The sequence below is a fragment of the Pseudomonas sp. 43(2021) genome (assembly GCF_017490805.1).
Taxonomy (GTDB): Bacteria; Pseudomonadota; Gammaproteobacteria; order Pseudomonadales; family Pseudomonadaceae; genus Aquipseudomonas.
The window spans coordinates 20,277-45,472 of record NZ_JAFGYJ010000029.1; the positions used below are offsets into that span (position 1 = coordinate 20,277).

19 protein-coding genes, 1 tRNA gene and 3 pseudogenes are annotated in these 25,196 nt (G+C 58.4%); 10 read left to right on the plus strand and 13 right to left on the minus strand.

Annotation, left to right across the window (positions count from 1 at the left end; all coding sequences use genetic code 11):
* Positions 1–153: 153 nt before the first annotated feature.
* Both araD1 and J5M71_RS21960 read right to left on the minus strand, forming a co-directional pair.
* Positions 154–1,143: an AraD1 family protein gene (araD1, locus tag J5M71_RS21955; RefSeq protein WP_207836877.1), complete on the minus strand. Its 990-nt coding sequence runs from the start codon at positions 1,141–1,143 to the stop codon at positions 154–156.
* A gap of 28 nt (positions 1,144–1,171) precedes the next feature.
* Entirely contained in the window at positions 1,172–2,479 is a 1,308-nt protein-coding gene (locus J5M71_RS21960) for an MFS transporter (RefSeq protein ID WP_207836880.1), read from the minus strand.
* Between the two features lie 183 nt (positions 2,480–2,662).
* Here J5M71_RS21960 and J5M71_RS21965 point away from each other — a divergent pair, with 183 nt between their 5' ends.
* The gene (locus tag J5M71_RS21965) at positions 2,663–4,396 is read left to right on the plus strand and encodes an IlvD/Edd family dehydratase (protein ID WP_207836883.1); all 1,734 of its coding nucleotides are present in this window, start codon (positions 2,663–2,665) and stop codon (positions 4,394–4,396) included.
* Positions 4,397–5,435: 1,039 nt separating this feature from the next.
* The gene (locus J5M71_RS21970; protein WP_135001983.1) at positions 5,436–6,158 is read left to right on the plus strand and encodes a FadR/GntR family transcriptional regulator; all 723 of its coding nucleotides are present in this window, start codon (positions 5,436–5,438) and stop codon (positions 6,156–6,158) included.
* A gap of 39 nt (positions 6,159–6,197) precedes the next feature.
* On the opposite strand, the gene glsB is transcribed toward J5M71_RS21970, so the two are convergent.
* Positions 6,198–7,106 (minus strand): glutaminase B, encoded by a 909-nt coding sequence (gene glsB, locus J5M71_RS21975; protein WP_085592323.1) that lies wholly within the window; start codon positions 7,104–7,106, stop codon positions 6,198–6,200.
* Positions 7,107–7,319: 213 nt separating this feature from the next.
* Between glsB and J5M71_RS21980 the strand changes: the two genes are divergently transcribed.
* Entirely contained in the window at positions 7,320–8,357 is a 1,038-nt protein-coding gene (locus J5M71_RS21980) for a sensor domain-containing diguanylate cyclase (protein WP_207836885.1), read from the plus strand.
* 547 nt (positions 8,358–8,904) lie between these two features.
* Here J5M71_RS21980 and J5M71_RS21985 read toward each other — a convergent pair.
* The gene (locus J5M71_RS21985; RefSeq protein WP_207836891.1) at positions 8,905–9,573 is read right to left on the minus strand and encodes an HD domain-containing protein; all 669 of its coding nucleotides are present in this window, start codon (positions 9,571–9,573) and stop codon (positions 8,905–8,907) included.
* Positions 9,574–10,115: 542 nt separating this feature from the next.
* Here J5M71_RS21985 and J5M71_RS21990 point away from each other — a divergent pair.
* Positions 10,116–10,358 carry a hypothetical protein gene (locus J5M71_RS21990; RefSeq protein WP_207836893.1) on the plus strand — a complete coding sequence of 81 codons (243 nt, stop codon included), beginning with the start codon at positions 10,116–10,118 and terminating at the stop codon, positions 10,356–10,358.
* A gap of 164 nt (positions 10,359–10,522) precedes the next feature.
* The gene (locus tag J5M71_RS21995; RefSeq protein WP_003256566.1) at positions 10,523–10,786 is read left to right on the plus strand and encodes a DUF3077 domain-containing protein; all 264 of its coding nucleotides are present in this window, start codon (positions 10,523–10,525) and stop codon (positions 10,784–10,786) included.
* A gap of 124 nt (positions 10,787–10,910) precedes the next feature.
* On the opposite strand, the gene J5M71_RS22000 is transcribed toward J5M71_RS21995, so the two are convergent.
* On the minus strand, positions 10,911–11,876 hold the full coding sequence (locus tag J5M71_RS22000; RefSeq protein ID WP_207836896.1) for a hypothetical protein: 966 nt from the start codon (positions 11,874–11,876) through the stop codon (positions 10,911–10,913).
* Between the two features lie 385 nt (positions 11,877–12,261).
* On the opposite strand from J5M71_RS22000, the gene J5M71_RS22005 reads away from it, so the two are divergent.
* The 3 genes from J5M71_RS22005 to J5M71_RS22015 are packed head-to-tail and all read left to right on the plus strand — an operon-like array spanning position 12,262 to position 15,847.
* Positions 12,262–14,343: an AAA family ATPase gene (locus J5M71_RS22005; RefSeq protein WP_243434301.1), complete on the plus strand. Its 2,082-nt coding sequence runs from the start codon at positions 12,262–12,264 to the stop codon at positions 14,341–14,343.
* On the plus strand, positions 14,340–15,623 hold the full coding sequence (locus tag J5M71_RS22010) for an McrC family protein (protein WP_207836913.1): 1,284 nt from the start codon (positions 14,340–14,342) through the stop codon (positions 15,621–15,623). The genes J5M71_RS22005 and J5M71_RS22010 overlap by 4 nt, the downstream gene beginning before the upstream one ends.
* Positions 15,596–15,847: a DNA-binding domain-containing protein gene (locus J5M71_RS22015; protein ID WP_207836924.1), complete on the plus strand. Its 252-nt coding sequence runs from the start codon at positions 15,596–15,598 to the stop codon at positions 15,845–15,847. Before J5M71_RS22010 ends, J5M71_RS22015 begins: the two co-directional genes overlap by 28 nt.
* Before the next feature lie 302 nt (positions 15,848–16,149).
* Here J5M71_RS22015 and J5M71_RS22020 read toward each other — a convergent pair.
* Both J5M71_RS22020 and tnpB read right to left on the minus strand, forming a co-directional pair.
* Positions 16,150–17,681 (minus strand): annotated as a pseudogene (locus J5M71_RS22020) (IS66 family transposase).
* Between the two features lie 18 nt (positions 17,682–17,699).
* Positions 17,700–18,059, minus strand: a pseudogene (gene tnpB, locus J5M71_RS29665) (IS66 family insertion sequence element accessory protein TnpB).
* A gap of 127 nt (positions 18,060–18,186) precedes the next feature.
* On the opposite strand from tnpB, the pseudogene J5M71_RS22030 reads away from it, so the two are divergent.
* Together J5M71_RS22030 and J5M71_RS22035 are read left to right on the plus strand one after the other, a co-directional pair.
* A pseudogene (locus J5M71_RS22030) lies at positions 18,187–18,327 on the plus strand (DNA binding protein); the annotation flags it as partial.
* A gap of 150 nt (positions 18,328–18,477) precedes the next feature.
* Entirely contained in the window at positions 18,478–19,368 is an 891-nt protein-coding gene (locus J5M71_RS22035) for a hypothetical protein (RefSeq protein ID WP_207836927.1), read from the plus strand.
* Here J5M71_RS22035 and J5M71_RS22040 read toward each other — a convergent pair.
* The 6 genes from J5M71_RS22040 to pheT form a co-directional block, all read right to left on the minus strand.
* Positions 19,337–20,701, minus strand: a complete 1,365-nt coding sequence (locus J5M71_RS22040) for a site-specific DNA-methyltransferase (protein WP_207836930.1) — start codon at positions 20,699–20,701, stop codon at positions 19,337–19,339. The two genes, J5M71_RS22035 and J5M71_RS22040, sit on opposite strands and share 32 nt — an antisense overlap.
* Positions 20,702–21,121: 420 nt before the next feature.
* Positions 21,122–21,247, minus strand: coding sequence for a hypothetical protein (locus J5M71_RS29575; RefSeq protein WP_279382374.1), 126 nt, complete (start codon positions 21,245–21,247; stop codon positions 21,122–21,124).
* Positions 21,248–21,962: 715 nt separating this feature from the next.
* Positions 21,963–22,039 (minus strand) — tRNA-Pro (locus J5M71_RS22045).
* A gap of 114 nt (positions 22,040–22,153) precedes the next feature.
* Entirely contained in the window at positions 22,154–22,510 is a 357-nt protein-coding gene (locus tag J5M71_RS22050) for a MerR family transcriptional regulator (protein WP_003250681.1), read from the minus strand.
* Positions 22,491–22,793, minus strand: a complete 303-nt coding sequence (ihfA, locus tag J5M71_RS22055; protein ID WP_003250679.1) for an integration host factor subunit alpha — start codon at positions 22,791–22,793, stop codon at positions 22,491–22,493. Before ihfA ends, J5M71_RS22050 begins: the two co-directional genes overlap by 20 nt.
* 4 nt (positions 22,794–22,797) lie before the next feature.
* Positions 22,798–25,179 (minus strand): phenylalanine--tRNA ligase subunit beta, encoded by a 2,382-nt coding sequence (pheT, locus tag J5M71_RS22060; protein WP_013972007.1) that lies wholly within the window; start codon positions 25,177–25,179, stop codon positions 22,798–22,800.
* Between the last annotated feature and the right edge of the window lie 17 nt (positions 25,180–25,196).

Consider the following 25,196-nt stretch of genomic DNA (forward strand, 5'->3'; position numbering starts at 1 on the left):
CACATGCCCCGCCCTGTCAGCAGGGCCCCTGTGGGAGCGGCTTCAGCCGCGAACACCGGCGCAGCCGGTGCCATGCACCGCGCCGGGCCCTTCGCGGCTAAAGCCGCTCCCACAGGTATGCGGGCGAACCTGACACACTGCTCGCCTGACTGCTCAAAGGCTTTTCACCACCCCGGGGCGTACCTGCGCGGGTGCTGCTGCAATGCCATTACGCAGCGGCTGGCCAAAGGCGTCGAGGCTGACTTCGAAGGTGTCGCCCGGCCGCGCCTGGATGCCGTCGGCGAACGACAGCGTGGCGGTGCCGAAGTAATGCACGTGGATATCGCCGGGGCGCAGGAACTGGGTGTACTTGAAGTGGTGGAACTCGAGGTTCTCGAAGCTGTGGCACATGTTCTGCTCGCCCGACAGGAACGGCTTGCGCCACAGCTCCTGCCCGTCGCGCAGGATGCGGCTGGTGCCTTCCAGGTGGGCCGGCAGCGCACCCAGGCGCAGCTCTGGGCCGAAGCTGCAGGCGCGCAGCTTGGAATGGGCCAGGTACAGGTAGTTGCGCCGCTCCATCACATGGTCGGAAAACTCGTTGCCCAATGCGTAGCCAAGGCGGTAGGGCGTGCCGTCGGCACCGATCAGGTACAGCCCGACCAGCTCCGGCTCCTCGCCGGCATCCTCGGCGAACGCCGGCAGCGGCAGGTCGGCGCCAGGGCGCACGACGATGCCACCGTCGCCCTTGTAGAACCACTCCGGCTGGGCGCCCTCTTCGCCTGCCGGCGGCCGACCGCCATCGAGGCCCCACTGGAACATGCGCATGCTGTCGGTCACCGCGCCTTCGGCCTGCTGCTGATGCATCTTGTCGCGCGTAGCGGCGCTGCCCAGGTGGGTCAGCCCGGTGCCGGTGACCAGGCAGTGTGCCGGGTCCGGGTGGTCCAGTGGCGGCAACACGCGGCCTTCGGCCAGCAGGGCCAGGTAATCGTGGCGCTCGCCCAGGCCGGCAGCCTGCACTTCAGCGGCCAGGTCACGGCCGGCGGCAATGGCTTGCAGGGCCAGCTCGCGGGTGCTCCCAGCGCCCTGCACTTGCAGGGCGTAATCGCCTTCCACCACGCCCACGCAGCGCTCGCCGGTGGCGGTTTCAAATTGAATCAATCGCATGTTTGTGCTCGCTTCTCGGTTGCGGAAATTAGCGGGAGGCCTCGGCTGCCCGCGTGGAAGCCAGGCGCTGGCGGCGCTCCAGGCGGTTGTAGACAACCCCGGTGAGCAACAGCCCGAACAGCATCACCACGGCCAGGAAATACAGCCCCGACGAAAGTTGCCCGGTGTGCTCCTTGAGCGCGCCGATACCGAACGGGCCCAGGTAGCCGCCGAGGTTGCCGATCGAGTTGATCAAGGCGATGCCGGCTGCGGCGCTGGCCCCGGAGAAGAACCGGCCCGGCAAGGTCCAGAAAATGGCGGTGCAGGAGAACAACGCAAACGCCACCAGGCACAGCGCCGCCAGCTGCATGGCGGGTACGCTCAACCAGGCACTGAGGAACAGGCCGATTGCACCCAGGGCGTAAAGCAGGCCGAGGTGGCCGTAGCGGTCGTTCAGGCGGTCGGAGCTACGCGGCACGATCAGCAGGCCGATGATGCCGAACAGGTAAGGCACGGCCGAAACGAAACCGGTAACCAGGTCACTGCCGCCGAACTGATGGATCAGCGTGGGTAGCCAAAGGCCAAGGCCGTAGATGCTCAGGGTCACCGGCAGATAGAACAGCGCCAGCAGCAACACCCGGCCGTCCTTCAAGGCATGCAGCGGATTGCCATGGCGGGTCTGGCCGAACTCGCGCAGGTCGTTGGCCAGTTGTTCCTGCAGCCAGCTGCGTTGCTCGTCGCTGAGCCAGCGCACCTTGGCCGGGCTGTCCGGCAGCAGACGCAAGGTCGGCCAGGCCAGCAGCACTGCCGGGGTACCGATGCAGATGAACAGCCATTGCCAGCCATGCAGGCCGTAGATGCCATCGAGCCCCAGCAGCGCGCCCGAGAGCGGCCCGGTGATCAGCATTGCCAGCGGCTGGGAGAGGATGAAGAAGCCGAGGATCTTGCCGCGATGGCGCACCGGGTACCACTGGGTGATGTAGTACAGCACGCCCGGGAAGAAGCCCGCCTCGGCCGCCCCCAGCAGAAAGCGCATCACGTAGAAGCCGTTGGGCCCGGTGACGAAGGCCATGCCGACGGTGATCGCGCCCCAGGTGACCAGGATGCGGGCGAACCAGCGGCGCGCGCCGAAGCGGTCGAGCAACAGGTTGCTCGGCACCTCGAACAGGAAATAACCAATGAAGAAGAGCCCGGCACCAAGGCCGTAGGCAGCGTCACCCAGGCCGATGTCGGCGCCCATGTGCAGCTTGGCGAAGCCCACCGCGGAACGGTCGACATAGGCCACCAGGTAAAGCAGTACCAGAAAAGGGATGAGTTTCAGTGTGATCAGGCGGACGAGCCGCTGCTCCTGAATCATGGCGATGTCTCCAATTGTTCTTGTAATGGGTACAGCACCGGCCGGGGACTTTTTGGCAGACCTCTGACCTGGGTGAACGATCTTATAGTATTACTATTTAAATCAACAAGCCTTCACATAGGCCATTTTTCTCAGTACATTCGACAACACAACGACAAATAGTAATACTAATTAGGTATCCCCATGTCTGATCTCAAACGCCCTCTGCGCTCCGCCCAATGGTTCGGCACCGCTGACAAGAACGGTTTCATGTACCGCAGCTGGATGAAGAACCAGGGCATTCCGGACCACGAATTCCAGGGCAAGCCGATCATCGGCATCTGCAACACCTGGTCGGAGCTGACCCCGTGCAACGCGCACTTCCGCAAGATTGCCGAACACGTCAAGAAGGGGGTGCTTGAGGCTGGCGGCTTCCCGGTGGAGTTCCCGGTGTTTTCCAGCGGCGAGTCCAACCTGCGCCCCACCGCCATGCTCACCCGCAACCTGGCGAGCATGGATGTGGAGGAAGCGATCCGTGGCAACCCGGTGGACGCCGTGGTGCTGCTGACCGGCTGTGACAAGACCACCCCGGCGCTGCTGATGGGCGCGGCGAGCTGTGACGTGCCGGCGATCGTGGTTACCGGCGGGCCGATGCTGAACGGCAAGCACAAAGGCAAGGACATTGGCGCCGGCACCATCGTCTGGCAGATGCACGAGGCCTACAAGGCCGGCCAGATCGACCTCAACGAGTTCCTCTCGGCCGAGGCCGGCATGTCGCGCTCGGCAGGTACCTGCAACACCATGGGCACCGCCTCGACCATGGCCTGCATGGCCGAAGCGCTGGGCACCTCGCTGCCGCACAACGCCGCCATTCCGGCGGTGGATGCACGCCGCTACGTGCTGGCCCACCTGTCGGGCATGCGCATTGTCGACATGGTGCGCGAAGACCTGCGCCTGTCGAAAATCCTCACCCGCGAAGCCTTCGAGAACGCCATCCGCGTCAACGCCGCCATCGGTGGCTCGACCAACGCGGTGATTCACCTCAAGGCCATTGCCGGGCGCATCGGCGTGGACCTGCAGCTGGAAGACTGGACCCGCATCGGCCGCGGTACGCCAACCCTGGTCGACCTGCAGCCCTCGGGCCGTTTCCTGATGGAAGAGTTTTACTACGCCGGCGGCCTGCCTGCGGTCATTCGCCGCCTGGGCGAACACGGCCTGCTGCCCAACCCTGCCGCGCTGACTGCCAACGGCAAGAGCCTGTGGGACAACTGCCAGGCCGCACCGCTGTATGACGAGGAGGTGATCCGCCCGATCGACAAGCCGCTGGTGGCCGATGGCGGCATCTGCATCCTGCGCGGCAACCTGGCGCCCAAGGGTGCTGTGCTCAAGCCGTCAGCCGCCACCCCGGCGCTGATGCAGCATCGTGGCCGCGCCGTGGTTTTCGAAAACTTCGACGACTACAAGGCACGCATCAACGACCCCGAGCTGGAGGTGGACGCCAGTTCCGTGCTGGTGATGAAGCACTGCGGGCCCAAGGGTTACCCGGGCATGGCCGAGGTCGGCAACATGGGCCTGCCGGCCAAGCTGCTGGCCCAGGGCGTGACCGACATGGTGCGCATTTCCGATGCCCGCATGAGCGGCACTGCCTACGGCACCGTGGTACTGCACGTGGCGCCGGAAGCGGCAGCTGGCGGGCCATTGGCCGCTGTGCGCGAAGGCGACTGGATCGAGCTGGATTGCAAGGAAGGCCGCCTGCACCTGGACATTTCCGACCAGGAACTGGCCGGCCGCCTGGCCGACCTGCAAGCCCCGCCGCAGCTGATCAGCGGTGGTTACGCCAGGCTGTACCTGGACCACGTCATGCAGGCCGACGAAGGTTGCGACTTCGACTTCCTGGTCGGATGCCGCGGGGCGGCGGTGCCCAAGCACTCGCACTAAGGCCTGAAGCCTTTCGGTTAGCCTCATTGGGGCTGCTGCGCAGCCCATCGCCGGCAAGCCGGACTCCCACAGGTACCGCGCTGGCTTCGAGTTGACACTACACCTGTGGGAGCGGCCGTGGCCGCGAACACCGGCAAAGCCGGTGCCATCCTCCGCGTCGCCTGCTTCGCGGGCATGCCCGCTCCCACAGGTACTGCGCTGGTTTCGAGTTGACACTACACCTGTGGGAGCGGCCGTGGCCGCGAACACCGGCAAAGCCGGTGCCATCCTCCGCGTCGCCTGCTTCGCGGGTAAACCCGCCCCCACAGGTACTGCGCTGGCTTCAAGGTGACGCTACACCTGTAGGAGCGGCCGTGGCCGCGAACACCGGCAAAGCCGGTGCCATCCTCCGCGTCGCCTGCTTCGCGGGTAAACCCGCTCCCACAGGTACTGCGTTGGCTTCGAGTTGACACTACACCTGTGGGAGCGGCTTCAGCCGCGAACACCGGCGCAGCCGGTGCCATCCTCCACGTCGCCTGCTTCGCGGGCACGCCCACTCCCACAGGGTACTGCGCTGGCTTCGAGTTGACGCTAAACCTGTGGGAGCGGCCGTGGCCGCGAACACCGGCAAAGCCGGTGCCATCCTCCGCGTCGCCTGCTTCGCGGGTAAACCCGCTCCCACAGGTACTGCGCTGGCTTCAAGGTGACGCTACACCTGTGGGAGCGGCCGTGGCCGCGAACACCGGCAAAGCCGGTGCCATCCTCCGCGTCGCCTGCTTCGCGGGCACGCCCGCTCCCACAGGTACTGCCCTGGCTTCGAGTTGACACTACACCTGTGGGAGCGGCTTCAGCCGCGAACACCGGCAAAGCCGGTGCCATCCTCCGCGTCGCCTGCTTCGCGGGCACGCCCGCTCCCACAGGTACTGCGCTGGCTTCGAGTTGACACTACACCTGTGGGAGCGGCTTCAGCCGCGAACACCGGCGCAGCCGGTGCCATGCACCGCGTCAACGCGCTAATGCTATGATGCTGCCCCCGCCCGAAGGATCCGCCCCGCCCCACATGAACTACCGCCAACCCACCACGCGCAAGAGCATGCACGCCACCCTGGTCCAGGACCTTGGCGTACAGATCGTATCCGGCCAACTCGCACCCGGGCAGAAGCTGCCCTCCGAGGCCAGCCTGTGCGAAGCCTACGCGATCAGCCGGCCGGTGTTCCGTGAGGCGATGCGCGCCCTGACTGCCAAGGGCCTGGTCGAGGCCCGCCCGCGGGTGGGTACCCTGGTTCGGCCGCGCCATGACTGGCACATGCTCGACCCGGACGTACTGCACTGGCTGATGCAGGCCACGCCACAGCAAGAATTCTTCAACATGCTGAGCAGCGTACGCTGGGTCATCGAACCCGCCGCCGCCGCACTGGCCGCCACCAACGCCAGCGCCGACGACGTCGATTCGATCGCCGAGGCCTACCAGCGCATGGAAGCCGCACGCAACCACGAAGAACGCCTGCAACCCGACCTGGACTTCCACGCCCGCATCGCCGACGCCACCCACAACGACCTGCTGGCCTACCTGTGCAACATGCTGTCGATGGCGCTGCGCGAGTCGGTGCGCTACTCCAACCAGCGGGCGAATTTCGACGAACTCGCCCTGCCCCGGCACAAGGCGATTCTGACCGCTATCCAGAACGGCGACGCGCTGGGGGCACGGCATGCTTCACTGGTACAGCTTGAAGATGCCCGGGTGGCCCTGGCCAAGGTGTTGGGGCAGGACCCGACGAGCTGAGGTATCAACCGGGCCTACCTCAGCCACCGAGCCCGCCGATCAGAACACCGACCACCCAATCCGTGAACTGAGCAACTCAAGCGCCGCCATCCCAGCCAGGGAGTTACCCGCAGCATTCAACTCTGGCGACCACACACACACGGTGAACTGCCCCGGCACGATCGCCACAATCCCGCCCCCCACGCCGCTCTTGCCCGGCAACCCCACCCGATAGGCGAAATTCCCTGCTTCGTCATACAGCCCGCTGGTAGCCATGATCGAGTTCACCTGCTGGGTCTGGCGCCGGGTCAGAATCTGCTCACCGCTGTGCTTGCAGAACCCATCGTTAGCCAGGAAGCAGAATGCCCTAGCCAGATCAAGGCAGTTCATCTGCAGCGCGCAGTAACTGAAATAGCTACGCAGCACCGTCTCCACCTCGTTATGGAAGTTACCGAACGACTGCATCAGGTAAGCCATGGCCGCGTTGCGCGCGCGGAACTGATACTCCGAATCGGCAACGCGGGCATCAATGGAAATGTGCGGATTGCCCGATAGCCGCCGAACGAAATCGCGCATCGACAACGTGGGTGCCGCAAAGCGCGACTGGTTGATATCGCAGATCACCAACGCACCCGCATTGATAAACGGGTTGCGCGGCCGACCACGCTCGAACTCCAGCTGCACCAGCGAGTTGAACGGCTGGCCGGATGGCTCATGGCCAAGCCGCTCCCAAATGGCTTCCCCGGAGTGCCCAATCGCCTGTACCAGGCTGAACACCTTGGAAATACTCTGCACCGAGAACGGCACCAGCGCGTCGCCTGCGCAGTAATAACTGCCATCGTTGCCATAGACCGCGATGCCCAACTGGTTCGCCGGCACATCGGCCAGCGCAGGAATGTAGTCAGCCACTTTGCCCTTGCCGATCAAGGGACGTACTTCTTCGAGAATCTCGTTCAACAGCGTTTGCATGGAAGGCCCTGTATCAGTCCCCAAGACGACGGCTAAGGGGTAGCATTCTTGACGAAGCTTGAGCGGAAGAAATCACACACTCGGCAAGAAATGCCCAGCCAATCCTGTAACCCGTGGCTTCTCGCCATCACCTATGCTGTGCTTGCTTTGACAGATAGAGTACATGCACCCGCCAGGTGCAGAAGCAACTAACCAAGGACCGGAGTATCAAGAATGCCCGCTTGCCCTTTTCCCGCTGACGAAGCGCTTCGCCAGCGCACGCTCGATGACATGAACCTGGTCGATACGCCAGCCGAGCTTTACCTCGATACCCTGGTGCGGCTCACCCAGGACCTGGCTCATGTGGATACTGTGCTTATCAGCCTCATCGACCAGGACCGACAGTGGTTCAAGGCCCGCATAGGGCTTGAGGCAAGCGAGACGACGCGCAGTATTTCCTTCTGCGGCTACGCCATTCTCGGCGAGGATACCCTGATGGTGCCCGACGCCACGTGCGACGGGCGATTCGTCGATAACCCGCTCGTGCTGAACGCGCCCTATATCCGCTTCTACGCCGGCCACCCCCTGCGCGCCGGGAACGGTAAAGCCATCGGTACGCTGTGCATGTTCGACCCGCGTCCCCGCGTGCTCAGCGAGGCTCAGCAAGCGAACTTCAGGGACCTGGCCACGCTCGCCGAGGGGTATCTGCAGCTGCGCACCTTGGCACAGGTGAACCGCGATCTGCGGCTTGAAATGGATCGCGAGCAGCGCAAGGCCCTGCTCGACCCTTTGACGCAACTATGGAATCGCGGCGCGCTGACGGCGTTTGAAGACCATGAACGGCGATTGGCAGAGGTGAACGGCTTACAACTGGGTGCGGTTTATGCCGACCTGGATCACTTCAAGGCCATCAACGACAAGTACGGCCATGGCGGCGGTGACAAAGTGCTTTGCGAAACTGCCCGTCGCCTGCGCGCTGCACTGCGCCCCGATGACCTGGTGGTGCGCCATGGGGGTGAGGAGTTTGTTGCAATTTTGCAGGTGAAGGACAGCGAAGAGCTGACCCGGATTGCTGAGCGGATTCGCGAACAGGTGGGTGCCGGACCGATGCAGTTGCCCTGTGGCCAGTTGAACGTAACCCTGAGCATCGGGTGCACCCTGTTTGCCAAGGGAGAAACGCTGGATGACGCACTGGAACGCGCTGACAAAGGGCTTTACGACGCCAAACAGAATGGACGAAACCGGGTTGTCTACATAGCGCCACCTCTCTGAGACGAGCACGATCCGGGCTGTGCGGCATCTCTTCTCGCCTCTCAGCCCGCCTATTCATTGCCCCAGACCCCGCCCCGCTCGACACTCCCGTTCCGCCAATGCTGGATTATCTGAATGCCCCAACACAGCGCTCAAACCCTGCACGCATCCTGTGGGAGCGGGCGCGCCCGCGAACACGGGCGCAGCCCGTGCCATCCACGATAAACCCGCTAAAAAAGCTGCAAGCCACTCATCAATAAGCAGAACCGCATACAAAAAGTCTCCACGAACAAATCCGCCCTCAAAACTGCCCACATCTCCATGACCTAGCAGTTCCCCCCTGTAGGAGCGGCTTCAGCCGCGAACACCGGCGCAGCCGGTGCCATGCCCACGCCAGATTCTTCCCCGCCCAAACGCAATAATCAGGGCCATGAGACCACAGCTACCCGCCTCCAAAACCCAAGGCCTGGCACCTTGCCCAAAGGCACCTGCCAAATCGATCAGCCATATGCAGTTCCAGGACAACTAGCCAACGCCCAAAACGACCTGCCAATCGCCCCAAGCCCCGTCACTGCATCCCTACCCCGCCAGCCCCGACCTCATCCATGAAATCCGCAAGAAACACTTCAAGCCGAGCATGGCGTTCAGCAGCCAGCCGAGCCCCTTCAGCAGTTTTAAAACCTGACGCAAGCTTGAGCAGCTTGGTATGAAAGTGCTCGACCGCATACGCCTTGTCCTGATACTCCCTCCCCCACGCCGCGGGGTTCTCGAAATCGTACAGCGCCGACCCCATTCGCCCGGAAATGTAAAAACACCGGGCGATACCCACTGCACCTATGGCGTCCAGGCGATCGCTGTCCTGAAGAATCCTGGCCTCAAGGGTGAGTGGTTCGAAGCCAGCCGAGTAGCTGTGGGTTTTGACTGCATGCGCCACCTGTTCGATGCGCTGCAATGGCCAGCCCATATCAGCCAGGATCGACGCCGCCCTTTGTGCGGATAGCGTTGACGCCTGCCCACGCAAGGGCGAGTTCTTTTCTACTGCGACACAATCATGCAGCACAGTCGCTGCAAGCAGCACTTCCAGGTCGCCGCCTTCTACGCGCTGTATACGTTGCGCGTTGACCCATACGCGATGGATGTGGGACAGGTCGTGGGAGCCATCTGGCTGGTCAGCTGGTAGATACTTCAGCAGGTCAGTGGCAAAGCGCTGGAAAGGGGCAAAAGCTTCGATAGTCATCTTCGGTGCATTCCATGGGCTGTTACTTGGCGTCCTTTGCAGGGGGCGGGCCCGTGACCAGCCTTGGTCCAGATGCGAGCGGGTCAGTTTCAAGGCTTGAGTGGTGAAAGTCCATGCTGGACCGTTTGTTGGCATCGCGACATAACTGGATACAGGGATTCGTGAGTGGAAAGCTTTTTGTGAGCCACAAACCGTTAACAGAGCAGCCGGCGTTGCATGCTGTGAGGGTGAATGGGCACAAAAAGTCAGAATTAGCCCCTTCCTTGTAGGCCATTTCCCAAAGATACTCCCTGCGCCTGTTTTTCGTTGCACATGGAAATCGTGAACCATAGTCTCGACCTGCCGCTACCAATTGGCGGCACGGTTTTGACAGGCCGTGGTTCACTGAGAGCATGTGCAATGCCAGTTATGGCAGCTGTGCGTGGGGCACCTTTGTGTGCGCCGGGATTCTCAGTGCCCCCGGTCTGTCAACCCACAAACAGCTGCCACCCTTCCGTTTGACAGCGGATCTGCGGCAGCCCTTTAAGGCACTGAGAGGGTTTATGCTGAAGATAGTCCCTGATCCACCCCACAATGTTCTATCCCTTGAAGACACCCTGATCCAGGCCACGGATTACGCGCTATGCGCGGCGACCGTTGTGCATCAGGCGATACTGCTGCAGCCCAAGTCGCCAGCGTCGATTCTGATGATGGCCTCGATGCATGAGCTGGAGACGCTGCGAGCTTTGCTTGAGTCCGCACTGATCCAGGTGCAGATGCCCACTGAGCCTAGGACTTTGCACTAAGGCTTCATTTATGTGTCGCCTGGGCTGCCCCTATCGCCAGCAAGCCGGGCTCCCGCATGGATCTGAGCTGCACACAGATCTCGAGGCCTATGCGGTATTTGTGGGAGCTGGCTTGCCGGCGATGAGGCCAGGCCAGGCACTAGAGATTTCGGGGAGATTGAACAATGACCACAGAAGAAACCAAATTCACCGTCGGCAAAACCACCTTCTACCAAGGTGAAAACCAGACCCATCCGCTGTTCCGCATCGAAGCAGGCATCCCCTGCCAGAGCGCCCGCGAACAAGCCTCGGAGCTTATGGGCTACGCACGGGATATGACCCTGGACGGCTTGATGGAAGACAAACCCCAGCTGATCTGGGCTTCACATTACCTCTGCGCATTGGCTAAGGCGCTGATGGATGATGCCGAGCTGGGCATGATGCGCTGAATCACCCTCCCCTCACTGGACGCCTTTAAAGCCTAACTCCATCCCCCGTTTTGAAGGCGCTCCAGCTACTCATCTTCAGAAGGGGAGGCGGTCGGTGAAGAGCGTCGGTAGAGGGTCCATGGCTTTAGGTCTTCTCAGCTTGATCATAGCTAGGATATTCACACTTCATCTTAAAGAAATGTGCTGGCACGTTAACCGTCGCTGAGAAAAAGTCAGAAAAATCAAAATCCCTCAGTTTTGTAGGGTTCGCAAGCACGCTTTGCTGATCTGCCCCTAAATAGACGACAGACACATCTTTCTTCAAGTCACCACACTGATGCCTCTCGTTAAAATCTAGCTTGTAGGCAATTAGATAGATCTTTTCGGGAAGTCGCTCCATGCTCAGCTCATTCTTCGACCACGCCCACCCCTGAAACATAAGAATAACAGCAACCACCAGAAACATGGCTGAGTGAAAAGGAGGCAACCGATAATTCGGGCCATCAAATTGTGCTTTGACCCACCCGATAAAATTGAAAAGATGAACAAGCGCTGCCACTGCAATGCCAAGTAAAAAAGGCGCCACCAAATGAAATAGGATAATTGCAGTCGTAAAAACTAGCGTGACAGGGAACACCGAGGCATCAACGCCAAACACACCATTGATAGCGCTTGCAGCCTTACCCGTCGAATATACGATCAACCCTGAAGCCGCAAGGGAGGCAACGAGCTTGGTAAATGAGAACATCCAGATCGACTTCACCAACTCTGAACGCTCGACCGACACACCAATGTAAACCGCGGCCAGTACTACACCCCAAATCTTAATTGCGATTCGGTTCTGCTGCACCCACTCGAAGTCAGAAGTTTCCTGCCCGCCAAGCTGAATCAGAGCAAACGCGAATATGGCCAGAATACCCAGCGCCCACGTAGTGGTTTCTGTCCGACTATCACGATCATCCCTACGCTCCCGCGACCATTTCCTAAGATCAGCAGCAATGTTAGATATATGATAATTTAACGATTTCCTCCCGTTTGACGACAGATCCGATTCAGTCCCGCTTAGCTGGCGGTGAATCTTATCCAGCAACTCCTTATTCTGCTCAGACATCCCTTGCACTCCTTTCCTATGTTTTTCAACCCAACCGCCAAGCTTACCTAGTTAGACCTCAAAACATAAGCGGTTCGCACAAGACTCGCCCTGCCTTTACGCCTCCATCAAATTTTCAGTGATGATCAGGAATGCATTAGCAGCAGGCTCATGGAGGATTGGATTAAGGTCAGGCTGTTCATCTTCGGCGCGTCCCCCATCCAATGCAAACCTACGTCTGTAGGAAAGGGCCGATCCCGGTGTAGGATTGGCACACCTTACGCCTTCACCCCGCGCTACAGAGCAGCAAACCACGGCGCTCGCCATCGCATCTGGGTCGAAGGTCTCGGAGAACGCCAGCGTTCGGCGCGCTCTCGAGCGGATCCACTGGCATGGAGTATTTGCATTGAAGCAACGCGGCGTGGCACTTAACCAGATCCTCTTTGGTCCACCCGGTACCGGGAAAACCTATGCGACTATCGACTTAGCTCTGGAGATTTTGGACCCTGAGACGCTGCAGGAGCACTCGAAAAACCGCGCCGCCCTAAAGCGACGGTTCGATGAACTCGTCCAGCAAGAACGGATTCGCTTCGTCACATTCCACCAAAGCTTCAGCTACGAAGACTTCGTAGAGGGCTTGCGCGCCACGACCGATGAAAACACCCAACAATTGCGCTATGAAGTCGTGGATGGTGTTTTCAAATCAATCTGTGAAGCCGCAGCAGCCAAGGTGACGCACCAAGCTCAAGGCCCAAGTGACCTTAGGGGACGACGTGTCTGGAAGATGTCCCTCGGAAATACACTAGGGGATGACTCCCACGTTTATCAGGAGTGCCTACAGGGCGGCTACGTGCTGCTCGGGTATGGCGAGGCTATTGATTTTTCCGGGTGTACCAGCCGCCTGGACGTGCAACAACGTTTCGCTTCAGCTGGCGTAATGCCCGCCAACCCGGCCAATGACTATGGCATCACCAGCGTTACAGCCTTCGTTACTCGAATGAAGATTGGTGATTTGATCGTCGTATCCGATGGCAACTTCAAATTCCGCGCGATCGCAGAGGTGACCGGCGATTACCAGTACAAGCCTCACCCAGAGTTCGATGCCGGCTACTCGCAGATGCGCTCAGTGAAGTGGCTGCGTGAGTACGCCCCTTCTCTGCCGCACACCGAGTTGCTCAACGGCCAGTTCAGCCAAATGACCTTGTATGAGATGAGCAGCACCACCTTGGACCGGGACAAGCTGGCCGGGCTTCTCGGTAACGTAGCCAGTAGCGGAGAGCTCGCTCTGCAAGTCGATCAACGTTTCGGCAGCTATGTAGTGCGTAAAGTTGGCAGCGAACAAATCGAATTCGATAAGCCTAGCGGGGGCAGCCTGCCATTGCCGTTGAGCATCATCCGCCAACTCCTCACCTACGTTCAGGACGGCCGCATAACGGTTGAGGACATTCGACAGAAACGGGTATTCGAGCGGGTAGCCGAGTCCGACCTAGAGAAGTACCTCGTCAACGGCTATCAGAACCTTTTCGCGGCGCTGGTTGAGCGCCTGCTTCAGCCGACCGAGGCGCCAAGGCTCAACCATGCGCGAGTGCTCATTATCGATGAAATCAACCGCGGCAATATGTCTCGAATATTCGGCGAGCTCATCACCTTGATCGAGCCGAGCAAGCGAGCCGATGCCGATGAAGCACTCTCCGTGATACTGCCGTATTCGAAAAAACCGTTCAGCGTCCCCAGCAACCTGTTTCTGATCGGCACAATGAACACTGTCGATCGCTCGCTGGCAGGTTTGGATATTGCTCTACGACGCCGCTTTATTTTCCGAGAAATGCCACCCAAACCCGAGCTGCTAGACGATGTGGTGATTAATGATCAGCTGAACATCGGACAACTGCTGCGCGTGATGAACCAGCGGATAGAAGCGCTGCTGGATAGGGATCACCGCTTGGGTCATGCCTATTTCATGCCGTTGCAAAACGACAATTCGATCACGCGGCTGGAAGAGATTTTTCACAATCAGATTCTTCCATTGCTGCAGGAGTACTTCTTCGAGGACTGGCAACGCATAGCCTGGGTCCTCAATGACCATCGCAAGCCAAGCTGTGATCAATTCGTCCAACAGCGCCCGAGCCAAGCGGAAGCTTTGTTTGGTAGCGAAATCGCTCTCGGCCTTGAGAAAGCGTCTTGGGAATTAAACGACGAAGCCTTTCAACGCTTGGAAGCCTACCTCAGCATTCTCGACGCCCAGCTGCCGAGCAGCGTACAAGCCGTAAAGCGCGAAGCCTCATCGGGCGATTTGGTCTTGCGAGAACTCGCCAGTGGCTCCATCGAAGTACTACGCCAAGGACAGCGACAACAACCCACATACCCAGCGCTACGGGAATTGGCGAACACGATCGGGTTGAGCATGCACGGAGAGACCGGCAATAGATTAAACACCCGTCGCTTGGGGCGTCAGCTACTTAGCCACCTGCAGAATCAAGAATCGTGAAAACAACCGTCACGATCCGCGAATACGCACGCCTCACGACACAAGAAGTGCAGCCTTCGCTCGATTTAGCCCAGGTTTCACAAAGCGCGTTCGATTGGCTGTGTGACTTCAGCGGGTGCTTGGAAGCCAGTGGCGCAAGCGTCCTAAAGCTTACAAATCGGCGCACTTTGAAGTGGGACTCGTATGTCGGGGTGCTGGAAACCCCCTGTGGCACCCGTTTGGAAATCCTCCCTAAGCATCACGAGGAGGATGGCTGCGTAGCAAAAAGTCGCCAGTTGCTACGTAAGCTGATTCAAAACGCGCTTCAACTGAAACCGCGAAAAGCAGGAGCTGCAAACGTCGAAACGTTTGATGCACCACTCAGCGAGTGGGTGATGGAGCAGTTCCTAAACGAGCTCGATTTGTTGCTCAAGCGCGGCATACGCTTTGATTACGAACGGGTCGAGGAAGAGCAGCGTTACCTCAGAGGTCAGTTGAATGTGGTAGCGCAAATGCGCCAGCCACCGGGGCGACAGCACCACTTTCAGATTCGCCATGACATATTCTTACCGGACCGTGCTGAGAACCGCCTGCTTAAGCTTGCGCTGGACCAGGTTGCGAAACTCACGACTAGCCCCCGAAACTGGCGACTTGCAACTGAACTACAGGCATTCACGGCAAGCATTCGAGGTAGCCGCAATATCGCTCAAGACCTACGGGCCTGGAGCGATGATCGGTTGATGAGTCACTACAGACCGGTTAAACCCTGGTGCGAACTGATCCTTAGTCAGCACGTTCCCCTAGCACTGGTTGGTCGAACCGCCGGCATGAGCTTGCTGTTCCCAATGGAACGGCTATTCGAGCGCTATGTGCAGGATTGGCTACAACGTAACCTCATACTTGAAGCCAAGATGACCGCCCAATCGCGGAGCAAATATCTGTGCGAGCATGATGATCGGCAGATGTTTTGCCTGCGACCAGATATTTTGATCGATCTGCCTGCGCAGCGGTGGATTTTGGATACGAAGTGGAAGCGGATCGACGCGGGGAAACACGAGAAAAACTATCATCTGAGCCAAGCGGATTTTTATCAGCTTTTTGCCTACGGCCATCAGTACCGGACAGATGAGGGCGTACCTAACCTCTTTTTAGTTTACCCGTGTTGGTCGGGTCTGCAGGTGGGGCTTCCTGCTTTCGATTACGGGGGAGGCTTGCGGTTGTGGGTATTGCCGTTTGACCTGGAAGCCGGGCGGTTGGTCGTGGATGAGCGGCATTGTGTTCCCATTCGGATGCCAAACTAGGTACGACCGAACCTTGGCGAAAAGTTCAACGTCATTTTGAGAAGCTGAATCTACATCAGAAGATGCCTAATGGACGGAACATTTGGGCTTGTAAAGCACAAGGACTGCGCAATACCAGCTCACTCAACGGGTACCTTCTGCGCGAAGCGAAATGCCTTGCCAATGCACCGCCTGTTGATAACCCATTTCTCTCGTTGACCATGTCAATTTTAAAGAACACTTAACGCTGCCCTATGGTCGCGACATGCCATCATAGTCGAAAGGGCAACTGTGGGAACACTGGCCCCTCAGGTTGAGTGAAGTGCTAAACGAGCTGGAAATGGCAACAGAGCACCTACCCCGTCAGGTATGAGCGCTCCGGTCAGTCGCACCATTGCATCGAGGCGACGCTCAGCAATGAAGCCTCGTTTACGCCAGGTTGCACGTACGAACGTCTGGAAATTGGCCTTACCCTAAGCTTCAAATCGTCAAAAGCATGGTAAGCGATCCATAAACCCCACCTGCCGTAGGATGGGGCCGTGGCTTACTATGGCTTCCCCCGTTTGCAGTTCCACGGCAACAGCGCTTCGTAATCTTCAACCGACGAAGCAAGTGGCAGGCGCTCCAGGGCGTGGCGTAGCCACGCATAGGGCTCCTGGCCGTTGGCTTTGGCCGTTTCAACCAGGCTGTAAAGCTGCGCACTGGCCACAGCGCCTTTAGGTGTGGCGCTGAACAACCAGTTCTTTCTGCCAATCACAAAGGGGCGTATAGCACGCTCGGCAGCGTTGTTGTCGATGGGCAAGTAGCCCTCCTCGGCATAACGCTCCAGCTTGCTCCAGTTGTTTGCCAGGTAGGTAACCGCTTTACCCAGTGCATTCTGGGTAGACACGAACGGAAGTGCTTTTTTTCCATCCAGGCTTTGAGCTGCCCCATGACGTTGACACTCATATCCTGGCGGTTTTTTTTCCGCTGTCCATCGTCTTTTTCTCGGTAAGCGGTCTCGATGCCATATAGCTTACCGATCATTTTCAAGGCGATATCCGCACGCCCCGTCTTGCCTTTCGGCTGCAGGTTCTGCACGTCGACAAACTTACGCCGTGCATGCGCCCAGCAACCCAGACGTTCAATGCCGGCCTGTGCACCCTAAGCGTTGTAACCGGCGTAGTCGTCAGTCATCAAGTAGCCGCGATAGCCTCTAAGCAGGTGTGTGGGTACCTCCTGCGCGCGACTGCTGGAATAGTCGAACAGAATTACCGGCTTTTCAGGTGGACCGCACGTTTGCACCCACATCCAGGATTGGCTACCCGGCTCACGGCCAGGTTCTTTCAATACCTGAACGCGGGTTTCATCGCAGTGGATAACGGGGCCGCTCAGTAGGTTGTCACGCATCAAGTTCAGCAGCGGCTGGAAGTGATCACAGCATTGGATCACCCAGCGAGCCAAGGTTTGCCGAGGGATATCAATACCGTGGCGGCCCAGCACCTTCACGAAACGATGCAGCGGTAAACCATCCACATACTTGGTGGTCAGCAGCATCGCCAGGACACTCGGACTGGCCATGCTCTTTTCGATCAATTGAGCTGGCTTGTCTGCTGTCACCGGCGCTGATTCGCAATCACGGCAAGCATAAACCTTGCGCACATGCTTGATGACGCGGATCTGCATCGGCACGATCTCAAGCTGCTGACTGAGCTCTTCGCCGATGGTGTGCTTTCGGCAACCGCAGGTGCAGGTCAATTCATGCTCAGGCAGCTCATGAACAACTTCGATGCGTGGTAGGTTTGCGGGCAGTGGTTTGCGCTTTCCATGTCGCGCTGTTGGTGCAACGCCTTCTTCTTCCATCGTTTCGGCGGCCGGTTCTGCAACACTCTCCGCTTCATTGAACAGGGCCAGTTGCGGCGTCAGCGGATCAGCTGACTGCTCAGACTTACGTCCGAACAAGCGCTGGTGCAACAGCGCAACTTCCTCTTCGAGATGAACGATCTTGTCCTTGTCAGACGCGCGCTCGTTGATCATCTGCTCAAGCAGTTGCTTGAGCAGAACAGGATCGTCAGGGAGGTCTTCGGGCATGGAAATCATGCCGCGGATTATACCGAATCAGGCGACGTATCGAGGCGTCAAAACCTGATGCGGACGGTTACGCCAGAGGTCGAAGCCATCGAGTAGCCAGTCCAGTTCCTGGACGGTCAGGACAATGACTTCGTCAGTGACATCCGGCGAGGTTTTGAAACGTTCGGACTCCAAGCGCTTGAGTCAGAGGCAAAAGCCGTTGCGCTCCCAATACAGGATCTTCACGCGGTTGCGTGGTTTGTTGAGGAAGACGAGAAGCACCGGGTCGAACACCGCCACCTTGATATCGAGTTCAACCAGCGCGGCCAGGTCATCGATGGATTTTCGAAAGTCGACGGACTTGGGATAGAGGTACACTTTTTCGACTTTGGCGTCGGGTCGCATCATGGTCGGCGAGCTCCAGAAAGAAATCGGGAGCACAGCATCAGGGATCAGGTAAGCGCTTTGAATGTGGGGTTCATGGAGCGCTTACGTTTGATCTCAGCGTTGAACCGTTCCAGTTGCTGTCCGCCAGCCGCGCCGTGAGAGCCAACTGAAGGTTTACATCAATCCGCACCACAACGAGCGGGTTGAAACAAAAGGCGGTAACCACAAACTGCTGAAAGCCTGGAAATCGCAGTATGGCGCCGAAACCGTAGAATCCTGGCTCCAGTAGCCTCCCCGACACCGGTCAAGGCCGGTGATTTTTTGCCCCCTTGCAGACCAGGCACCTCTCGACAAGGCCATTGTCAGTACCACAAACGTTTAATGGCCATTTGCCAGAAATTATTGTTATCCTCTTCCAGCATCTGAAACGGAGGACAGCATGTCTGGCGATCACAAATTCCTGACTCATATCGAGTCGCCTCACAGCATCATCACAGCCATTGACCTAGCAGCTCGCTTCCCGGAGGTGCTCAGCAATAGTCAGTCGCGTTATCAAAGCGACATCTCGCTCTTCAAGCAGCTTGCAAACGAAGCCAGTTCGACCTATGACCTCTTAGCCCGGATTCGAACTAGCGAGTTCAACGCTACCCAGCGCATAACGTTACTTAAGATTTTCCGGCGCTGTGTGTCTCCCATCATTGACACAGAAATGGCCAGGAAGATACGTGTTCCGACCTCTACCCTGGTTGACAATTACGGCGACACTTTCAAACACATCGAGACCATTCGCGACCAGTTCAACTCTTTCACGCCACTTGAAGAAGCAGCTCTAGCAGCGCTGGTTGGCGAATACGACACTCGCGGCCAACTAGGCTACAAGCTCACTGACCGCTTTTTCTCGTGGTTTGAGAACACATTCCATGGAGGGTTCACTATCGAGGGGCCTCGTGGAGCTGGTCGCGACATCGAACTAAGCTCTATTTTCCAAAACTTTGATGGCGACTATCCTTGTGATTTCGTAATAAAGGACACCAGTGGCCACGTATGTGCGATTGGCTTTGCCCGCTATGACTCAACCCGTGGTGGGGCACAGTCAGATGATCGCACTGGAGGTAATTCTGACAAGGTTGCAAAAGCAATGGCGTTCTGCCAAGAGTTCGGTCATCAATTTCGACTCGTTTTCCTCGCCGACGGCCCAGGCCTTGCCCATCGAGATACCTGGTACGAAGCCTGCAAGCTAGATGGTGCATGGAATGGCGCGGTCAGGGTAACCACCCTAAAAACCGCGCCTGAGCGCATTACGTCCGAGTGGCTATTGGGGCGCAGTTGAGGGCATTGAATAGCTCTAACACCTCACCCTTGGCCCTTGTGGCAGTCGAAGCATCAATGTAGAGATTCATGCTCTCCAAAGTTTCTTCGTGTTTCTCTGCCGCTGGCTCACTGAACAGCGGCAGCTCTTCCTGTATAGCCTTGTCCCTCTGGACAAAGTCCCCCATAGGCGCTCGGCCTTTCTTTAACCGTCCAATCACGGTTTTCGCTGCCGTGAAAGACTCATCTATACCAATCCATTTTCTTCCCAGAACACTAGCTGCATGGATAGTGCTCCCTGAACCGCAGAATGGATCAATAACCAAATCACCGGGATTGCTACTCGCCTCGACAATTAACTTCATCATGTCGAAATTCTTTTCAGTAGGGTAGCCGGTAACGAGAATGGCTTGGTGGTGTGCATCTCGAAACTCCTCCCAGTAGTCGGTATACCCAATGGCCTTGGACTCTGTGAGGTAGACTTTCCTTCTGGGATTTCCATTCTTAGACCAGTGAATCTCACCATTCGCATCCAATGCCTCGAGTTTTTCTGGCACATACTGCCAATGCTTACCAGGAGGAGGCATCATCCCACGCCACTCGCCACCTGTGGCACCATGCCTCACGCCTGGGGCATGTACAGGTACCAGCTTGAATTGTCCTTTTGCATCGACTTTAGGATACTCTTTGGCAATCCACTCGGGATCTGGTTTTTTAGCCGGTTTGTTCCAGATATAATTCTTACCCTTACCATAGAAAAGAATATAGTCATTCAGATTGGAGTACTGATTTTTTGTAAAATTTTTACTACTACATTTTCTGCGAGTAATTAGATTGATGAAGTTCTCCCTACCGAACACTTCATCAAGCATGAGCTTCAGTTCACTAACCATTTGATGTCCAATGTGAACGTATATACTGCCATCATCGTCGAGCAACTCACGTAGCAAAACAAACCTGCGACGCATAAACTCAATGTAAGCGGCATCCGTTAGAGAATCGCTGTATGCATGCTCACTTGAGCGCGACGCGAAGCCTAACCCAGTCGCATAGGGCGGATCGAGATAAATCAGCTTCGCTTTTACTCCATCTTGCACAAGACGATTAAGCGCAAGCCAGTTGTCAGACCAGACGAAACTATTTTCCTGAATCGGTGCCTCTTCAAGGGCACCATTCTCATCAACCTTCACAAAGGGAACATCACGAGGTTGTAGAATATCTTCTTCATCCATCCTTCCTGGATAGCTAAATGTCACCCGAGCCCCTCTAGGTGGGAGAGCTGGTGTAAGCTCGCACGCCTCCGCTTTCCGAGCGTCAGGCCCACCGATTTCTTTTTTGTTCAGTCCCACTGCCATGATTAAATTCCGGTAACCAGGATACCTAAAAATTGATTCTAGCTGCACAAAGATCGGGGATCAAACTAAAATTCCTTAGCCCACCCTCGGCAGCTCCCGCCAGCTGGACGTATACGCAAGCGACAGCATCTCCCTTTCATCTCCCATGCCCTTCCGCCAAGCCACACGACCCCTACCCTCAATACTCCCTTCCGAACCGCTTGCTGAGCAGATCAATCGTCTCCATGAGCTTCGCACTGTTCCGACGCGGCGGCTCCGCAAACGGATCCGGCGTGTACCCATACGCTTGCACCAGGTTTCTCAGCAAAACCCCGACTTTCGAATACGCGCACCCATTCCTGAAAATGCGTGACAGGGCTTGGTTCGCCGCCTGCGTCATGAGCAGTGTGTCGTTGGTGGGATGGGGCAGGATGGAGCAGCCTAGCCAACCCGGTTGACGACTAGTACATCGTGCTGGTGGATCCCGAGGCCTGCCAGCGCATCGCTGCCAGAGATCCACAACCAGATGTGCGGGGCGCCAAGGCCGACGAATTCGTCGATGCTCAACGGCCCTTGCCCGTGATCACCTGCAGGCGATCGAAAGCCTGTGATCTTCAGTTTTTCGGAAGAAAGGCACATGCGCTCGATGGGGCGGCCTGAGGTCGAAAATACTGTATTCATGAAGACGCTATAAAATACTGTATTTATAACCAGTGTATTAAGATTTTTCTGACAGCCGAGGGGGCAACGATGTGCGGCGGCGTTGAAATTTCGGAGCGATACACTAGGACTGGTGAGGTTGAAGATCTATTTCCCGAATCCTAGCGCAGCCCTTCCCGCCCTGGGTGGCGACGGTGATGGGGTGTGGGTGCGATGGAGGCGCAGGCGTGAACAGACTGGTGGGATAGGACCTGTGGTGGATGGACGCGACACAGCTCAATCGAAGAGGGTCGTTGGGAGAAATACGGGCCGGCTCAGGTGCGCATCCCAGCTCAGCAATTTATGGAGAAGGACGAAGAAAAACGAGTCACAGGTTCGAGCTAGCAGATGGCCAGCTTATTCAGGGACTAGTGATCGGAGAAGGTGAACAGCAAAGGGTCTATGTGAACACGCCGGAACCCCCGCCAGGACTGGAATGGGCGCATGATCGGTGGCCACTGATTCAACGCCCGGCCACTAACGGATGATGGACCCTATGTGGCCCCTAAATATCACGCCCCTTAAATAACTAGCCATGAAAAAATCCAGTCACTGCTAAATGACTGGATTCTTTGGATTTATTTGGTCGGGACGGAGTGATTCGAACACTCGACCCCTTGCACCCCATGCAAGTGCGCTACCGGGCTGCGCTACGCCCCGACTGGGCTTTGAAGCATGTTCTCAATACTACCGAGAACGTTGAAGAATGTACCCTAACCTCCTGATAAATGAAAGCTTTTTCTCAAAAAATTTTCCATTCACCAGCAACTCAGGTCACTTCTTCAAAACCACCAACACATCCTCCAACTCGACAATCATCTGCCGAATCAGCTGCTTGTACTGGCTAGACTCATCCTTGGCCTCATCACTGGAAAGCCTCAACCGAGCCCCCCCAATGGTGAACCCCTGGTCATAAAGCAGCGCACGAATCTGGCGAATCATCAGCACATCCTGCCGCTGATAATACCGCCGGTTCCCCCGCCGCTTCACGGGATTGAGCTGATCGAACTCCTGCTCCCAATACCGCAGCACGTGCGGTTTCACCGCACAAAGCTCACTCACCTCACCAATGGTGAAGTACCTTTTGCCCGGTATGGGGGGCAGTTCGTCGTTATGGCTTGGTTCCAGCATAGGCCTCAACCCGGGCCTTCAACTTCTGCCCTGGACGAAAGGTGACGACACGCCGTGCGGTGATCGGGATTTCTTCCCCTGTCTTGGGGTTGCGGCCCGGCCGCTGGCGTTTGTCGCGAAGGTCGAAGTTGCCGAAACCGGACAGCTTGACCTGCTCGTTCTCTTCAAGTGCGTGCCGAATTTCTTCGAAAAACAGCTCGACCAGCTCCTTGGCCTCACGCTTGTTAAGCCCCAGCTCCTCGTACAGCCTTTCGGCCATCTCAGCTTTCGTCAGAGCACCCATGCCGTTATTTCCTTAACGTGGTGTTCAACCTTTGTTCGAGCGAGGTGAGGATGTTTTGCAGTGCGGCGTTCACCTCATCGTCGTTAAGAGTGCGCGATGGATGCTGCCAGGTCAAGCCAACGGCAAGGCTTTTTCTATCAGGATCAATGCCTTTACCTTGGTAGACGTCAAACAGCCTGAGGTCTGTAAGCCATTCGCCTGCATTGTCACGAATTACTTCAAGCACCGAGCTAGAAGCTACATCACGTCCTGCGATCAAAGCCAGGTCGCGGCGGGTTTCCGGGAACTTGGACAGCTCGCTGAATTTCGGCAGGCGGCCTTCGACCACGTCGCCCAGCACCAGCTCGAACAGGAACACCGGGCGGTCCAGGTCCAGGGCCTTGGCCAGCTCTGGGTGGATGGCGCCGAGGTAGCCGACCAGCTTGCCGTCACGCTCGATGGCGGCGGTCTGGCCTGGGTGCAGGGCTGGGTGCTTGCCGGCGCTGAAGGTGAAGTCGCTCAGGGCGCCGGAGTAGCCCAGCAGGGCTTCCACGTCGGCCTTCACGTCGAAGAAGTCGACGCCGTCGCGGCCGTTGGCCCAGCCTTCTGGCAGGCGGCTGCCGGTGACAACGCCGGCGATCATCGGCTGCTGCTTCAGGTCGCCGAGCTGGCCGACGAAGCGCAGGCCGCTTTCGAACAGGCGCACGCGGTCTTGCTGGCGGTTCAGGTTGTGCTGCAGTGCCTTGACCAGGCCCGGCCACAGGGATGCGCGCATGGCGGCCATGTCGCTGGAGATGGGGTTGGCCAGCAACAGCGGCTCTACGCCCGGGCTGAACAGTTCGAACAGTTTCGGGTCGATGAAGCTGTAGGTGATGGCTTCCTGGTAGCCGCGGGCAACCAGCAGGCGGCGCAGGGTCGGCAGGTCACCGCGGGTTTCCGGCTTGCCCTGTGGGGCCAGGCGGGCTTGCGGGTAGCGAACCGGCAGGTTGTTGTAGCCGTACAGGCGGGCCAGCTCTTCGATCAGGTCCACTTCCAGGCTGATGTCGAAGCGGTGGCTTGGGACGTTGACGGTCCACTGCCCTTCCCCATCGCGAGTCGTGGTCAGTTCCAGGGCGTTGAGCAGTTGCTCGACCTGGGCTGGGTCCATTTCCATGCCGAGCATCTGGGTGATGCGTTCGGCGCGCAGGGTAACCGGGGCCACTTGCGGCAGGTGCTGTTCGCTGACGGCTTCGACGACCGGGCCGGCTTCGCCGCCGACGATGTCCAGCAGCAGCTGGGTGGCGCGCTCCATGGCTTCGCGGGCCAGCTGCGAGTCCACGCCGCGCTCGTAGCGGTGCGAGGCGTCGGTGTGCAGGCCGTAGGAACGGGCTTTACCGGCGACGGAGATCGGCTCGAAGAAGGCGCTTTCGAGGAACAGGTCGCGGGTTTTTTCGGTGTTCACACCGCTGTGCTCGCCACCCATGACGCCGGCAATGGCCAGGGCGCGGGTGTGGTCGGCGATCACCAGGGTGTCGGCGCGCAGGGCCACTTCCTGGCCGTCGAGCAGGACGAGCTTCTCGCCCTCTTCAGCCATGCGTACGCGGATGCCGCCGTTGATTTCTGCCAGGTCGAAGGCGTGCATCGGCTGGCCGAGTTCGAGCATCACGTAGTTGGTGATGTCGACGGCGGCGTCGATGCTGCGCACGTCGCTGCGGCGCAGGCGTTCGACCATCCACAATGGGGTCGGCTTGCTCAGGTCGACGTTGCGGATGACGCGGCCCAGGTAACGTGGGCAGGCAGCCGGGGCGCTGACTTCGACCGGGCGCACTTCGTCGTGGGCAGCCGGTACGGCTGGCACTACCGGGCGGGTGACCGGGGTGTCGTACAGGGCGCTGACGTCGCGGGCCAGGCCGGCGATGGACAGGCAGTCACCGCGGTTGGGAGTGAGGCCGATTTCGATGCTGGCGTCGTCCAGGCTCAGGTACTGGCGAATGTCTTCGCCAACCGGGGCGTCGGCAGCCAGCTCGAGCAGGCCGTCGTTCTCTTCGCTGATCTGCAGCTCGGCAGCCGAGCACAGCATGCCGAAGGACTCGACGCCGCGCAGCTTGGCCTTCTTGATCTTGAAGTCGCCCGGCAGTTCGGCGCCGATCATGGCGAACGGGATCTTGATGCCTGGGCGGGCGTTAGGGGCGCCGCACACGACCTGGAAGGTTTCCTGGCCATTGCTTACCTGGCACACGCGCAGCTTGTCGGCGTCCGGGTGTTGTTCGGTGGCGAGGATTTCGCCCACGACGATGCCGCTGAACTGGCCGGCAGCGGGGGTAACGCTGTCGACTTCGAGGCCGGCCATGGACAGGCGGGCGACCAGTTCGTCACGGGAGACTTGCGGGTTTACCCAACCGCGCAGCCACTGTTCACTGAATTTCATGCTGTTCTCCTAGAATG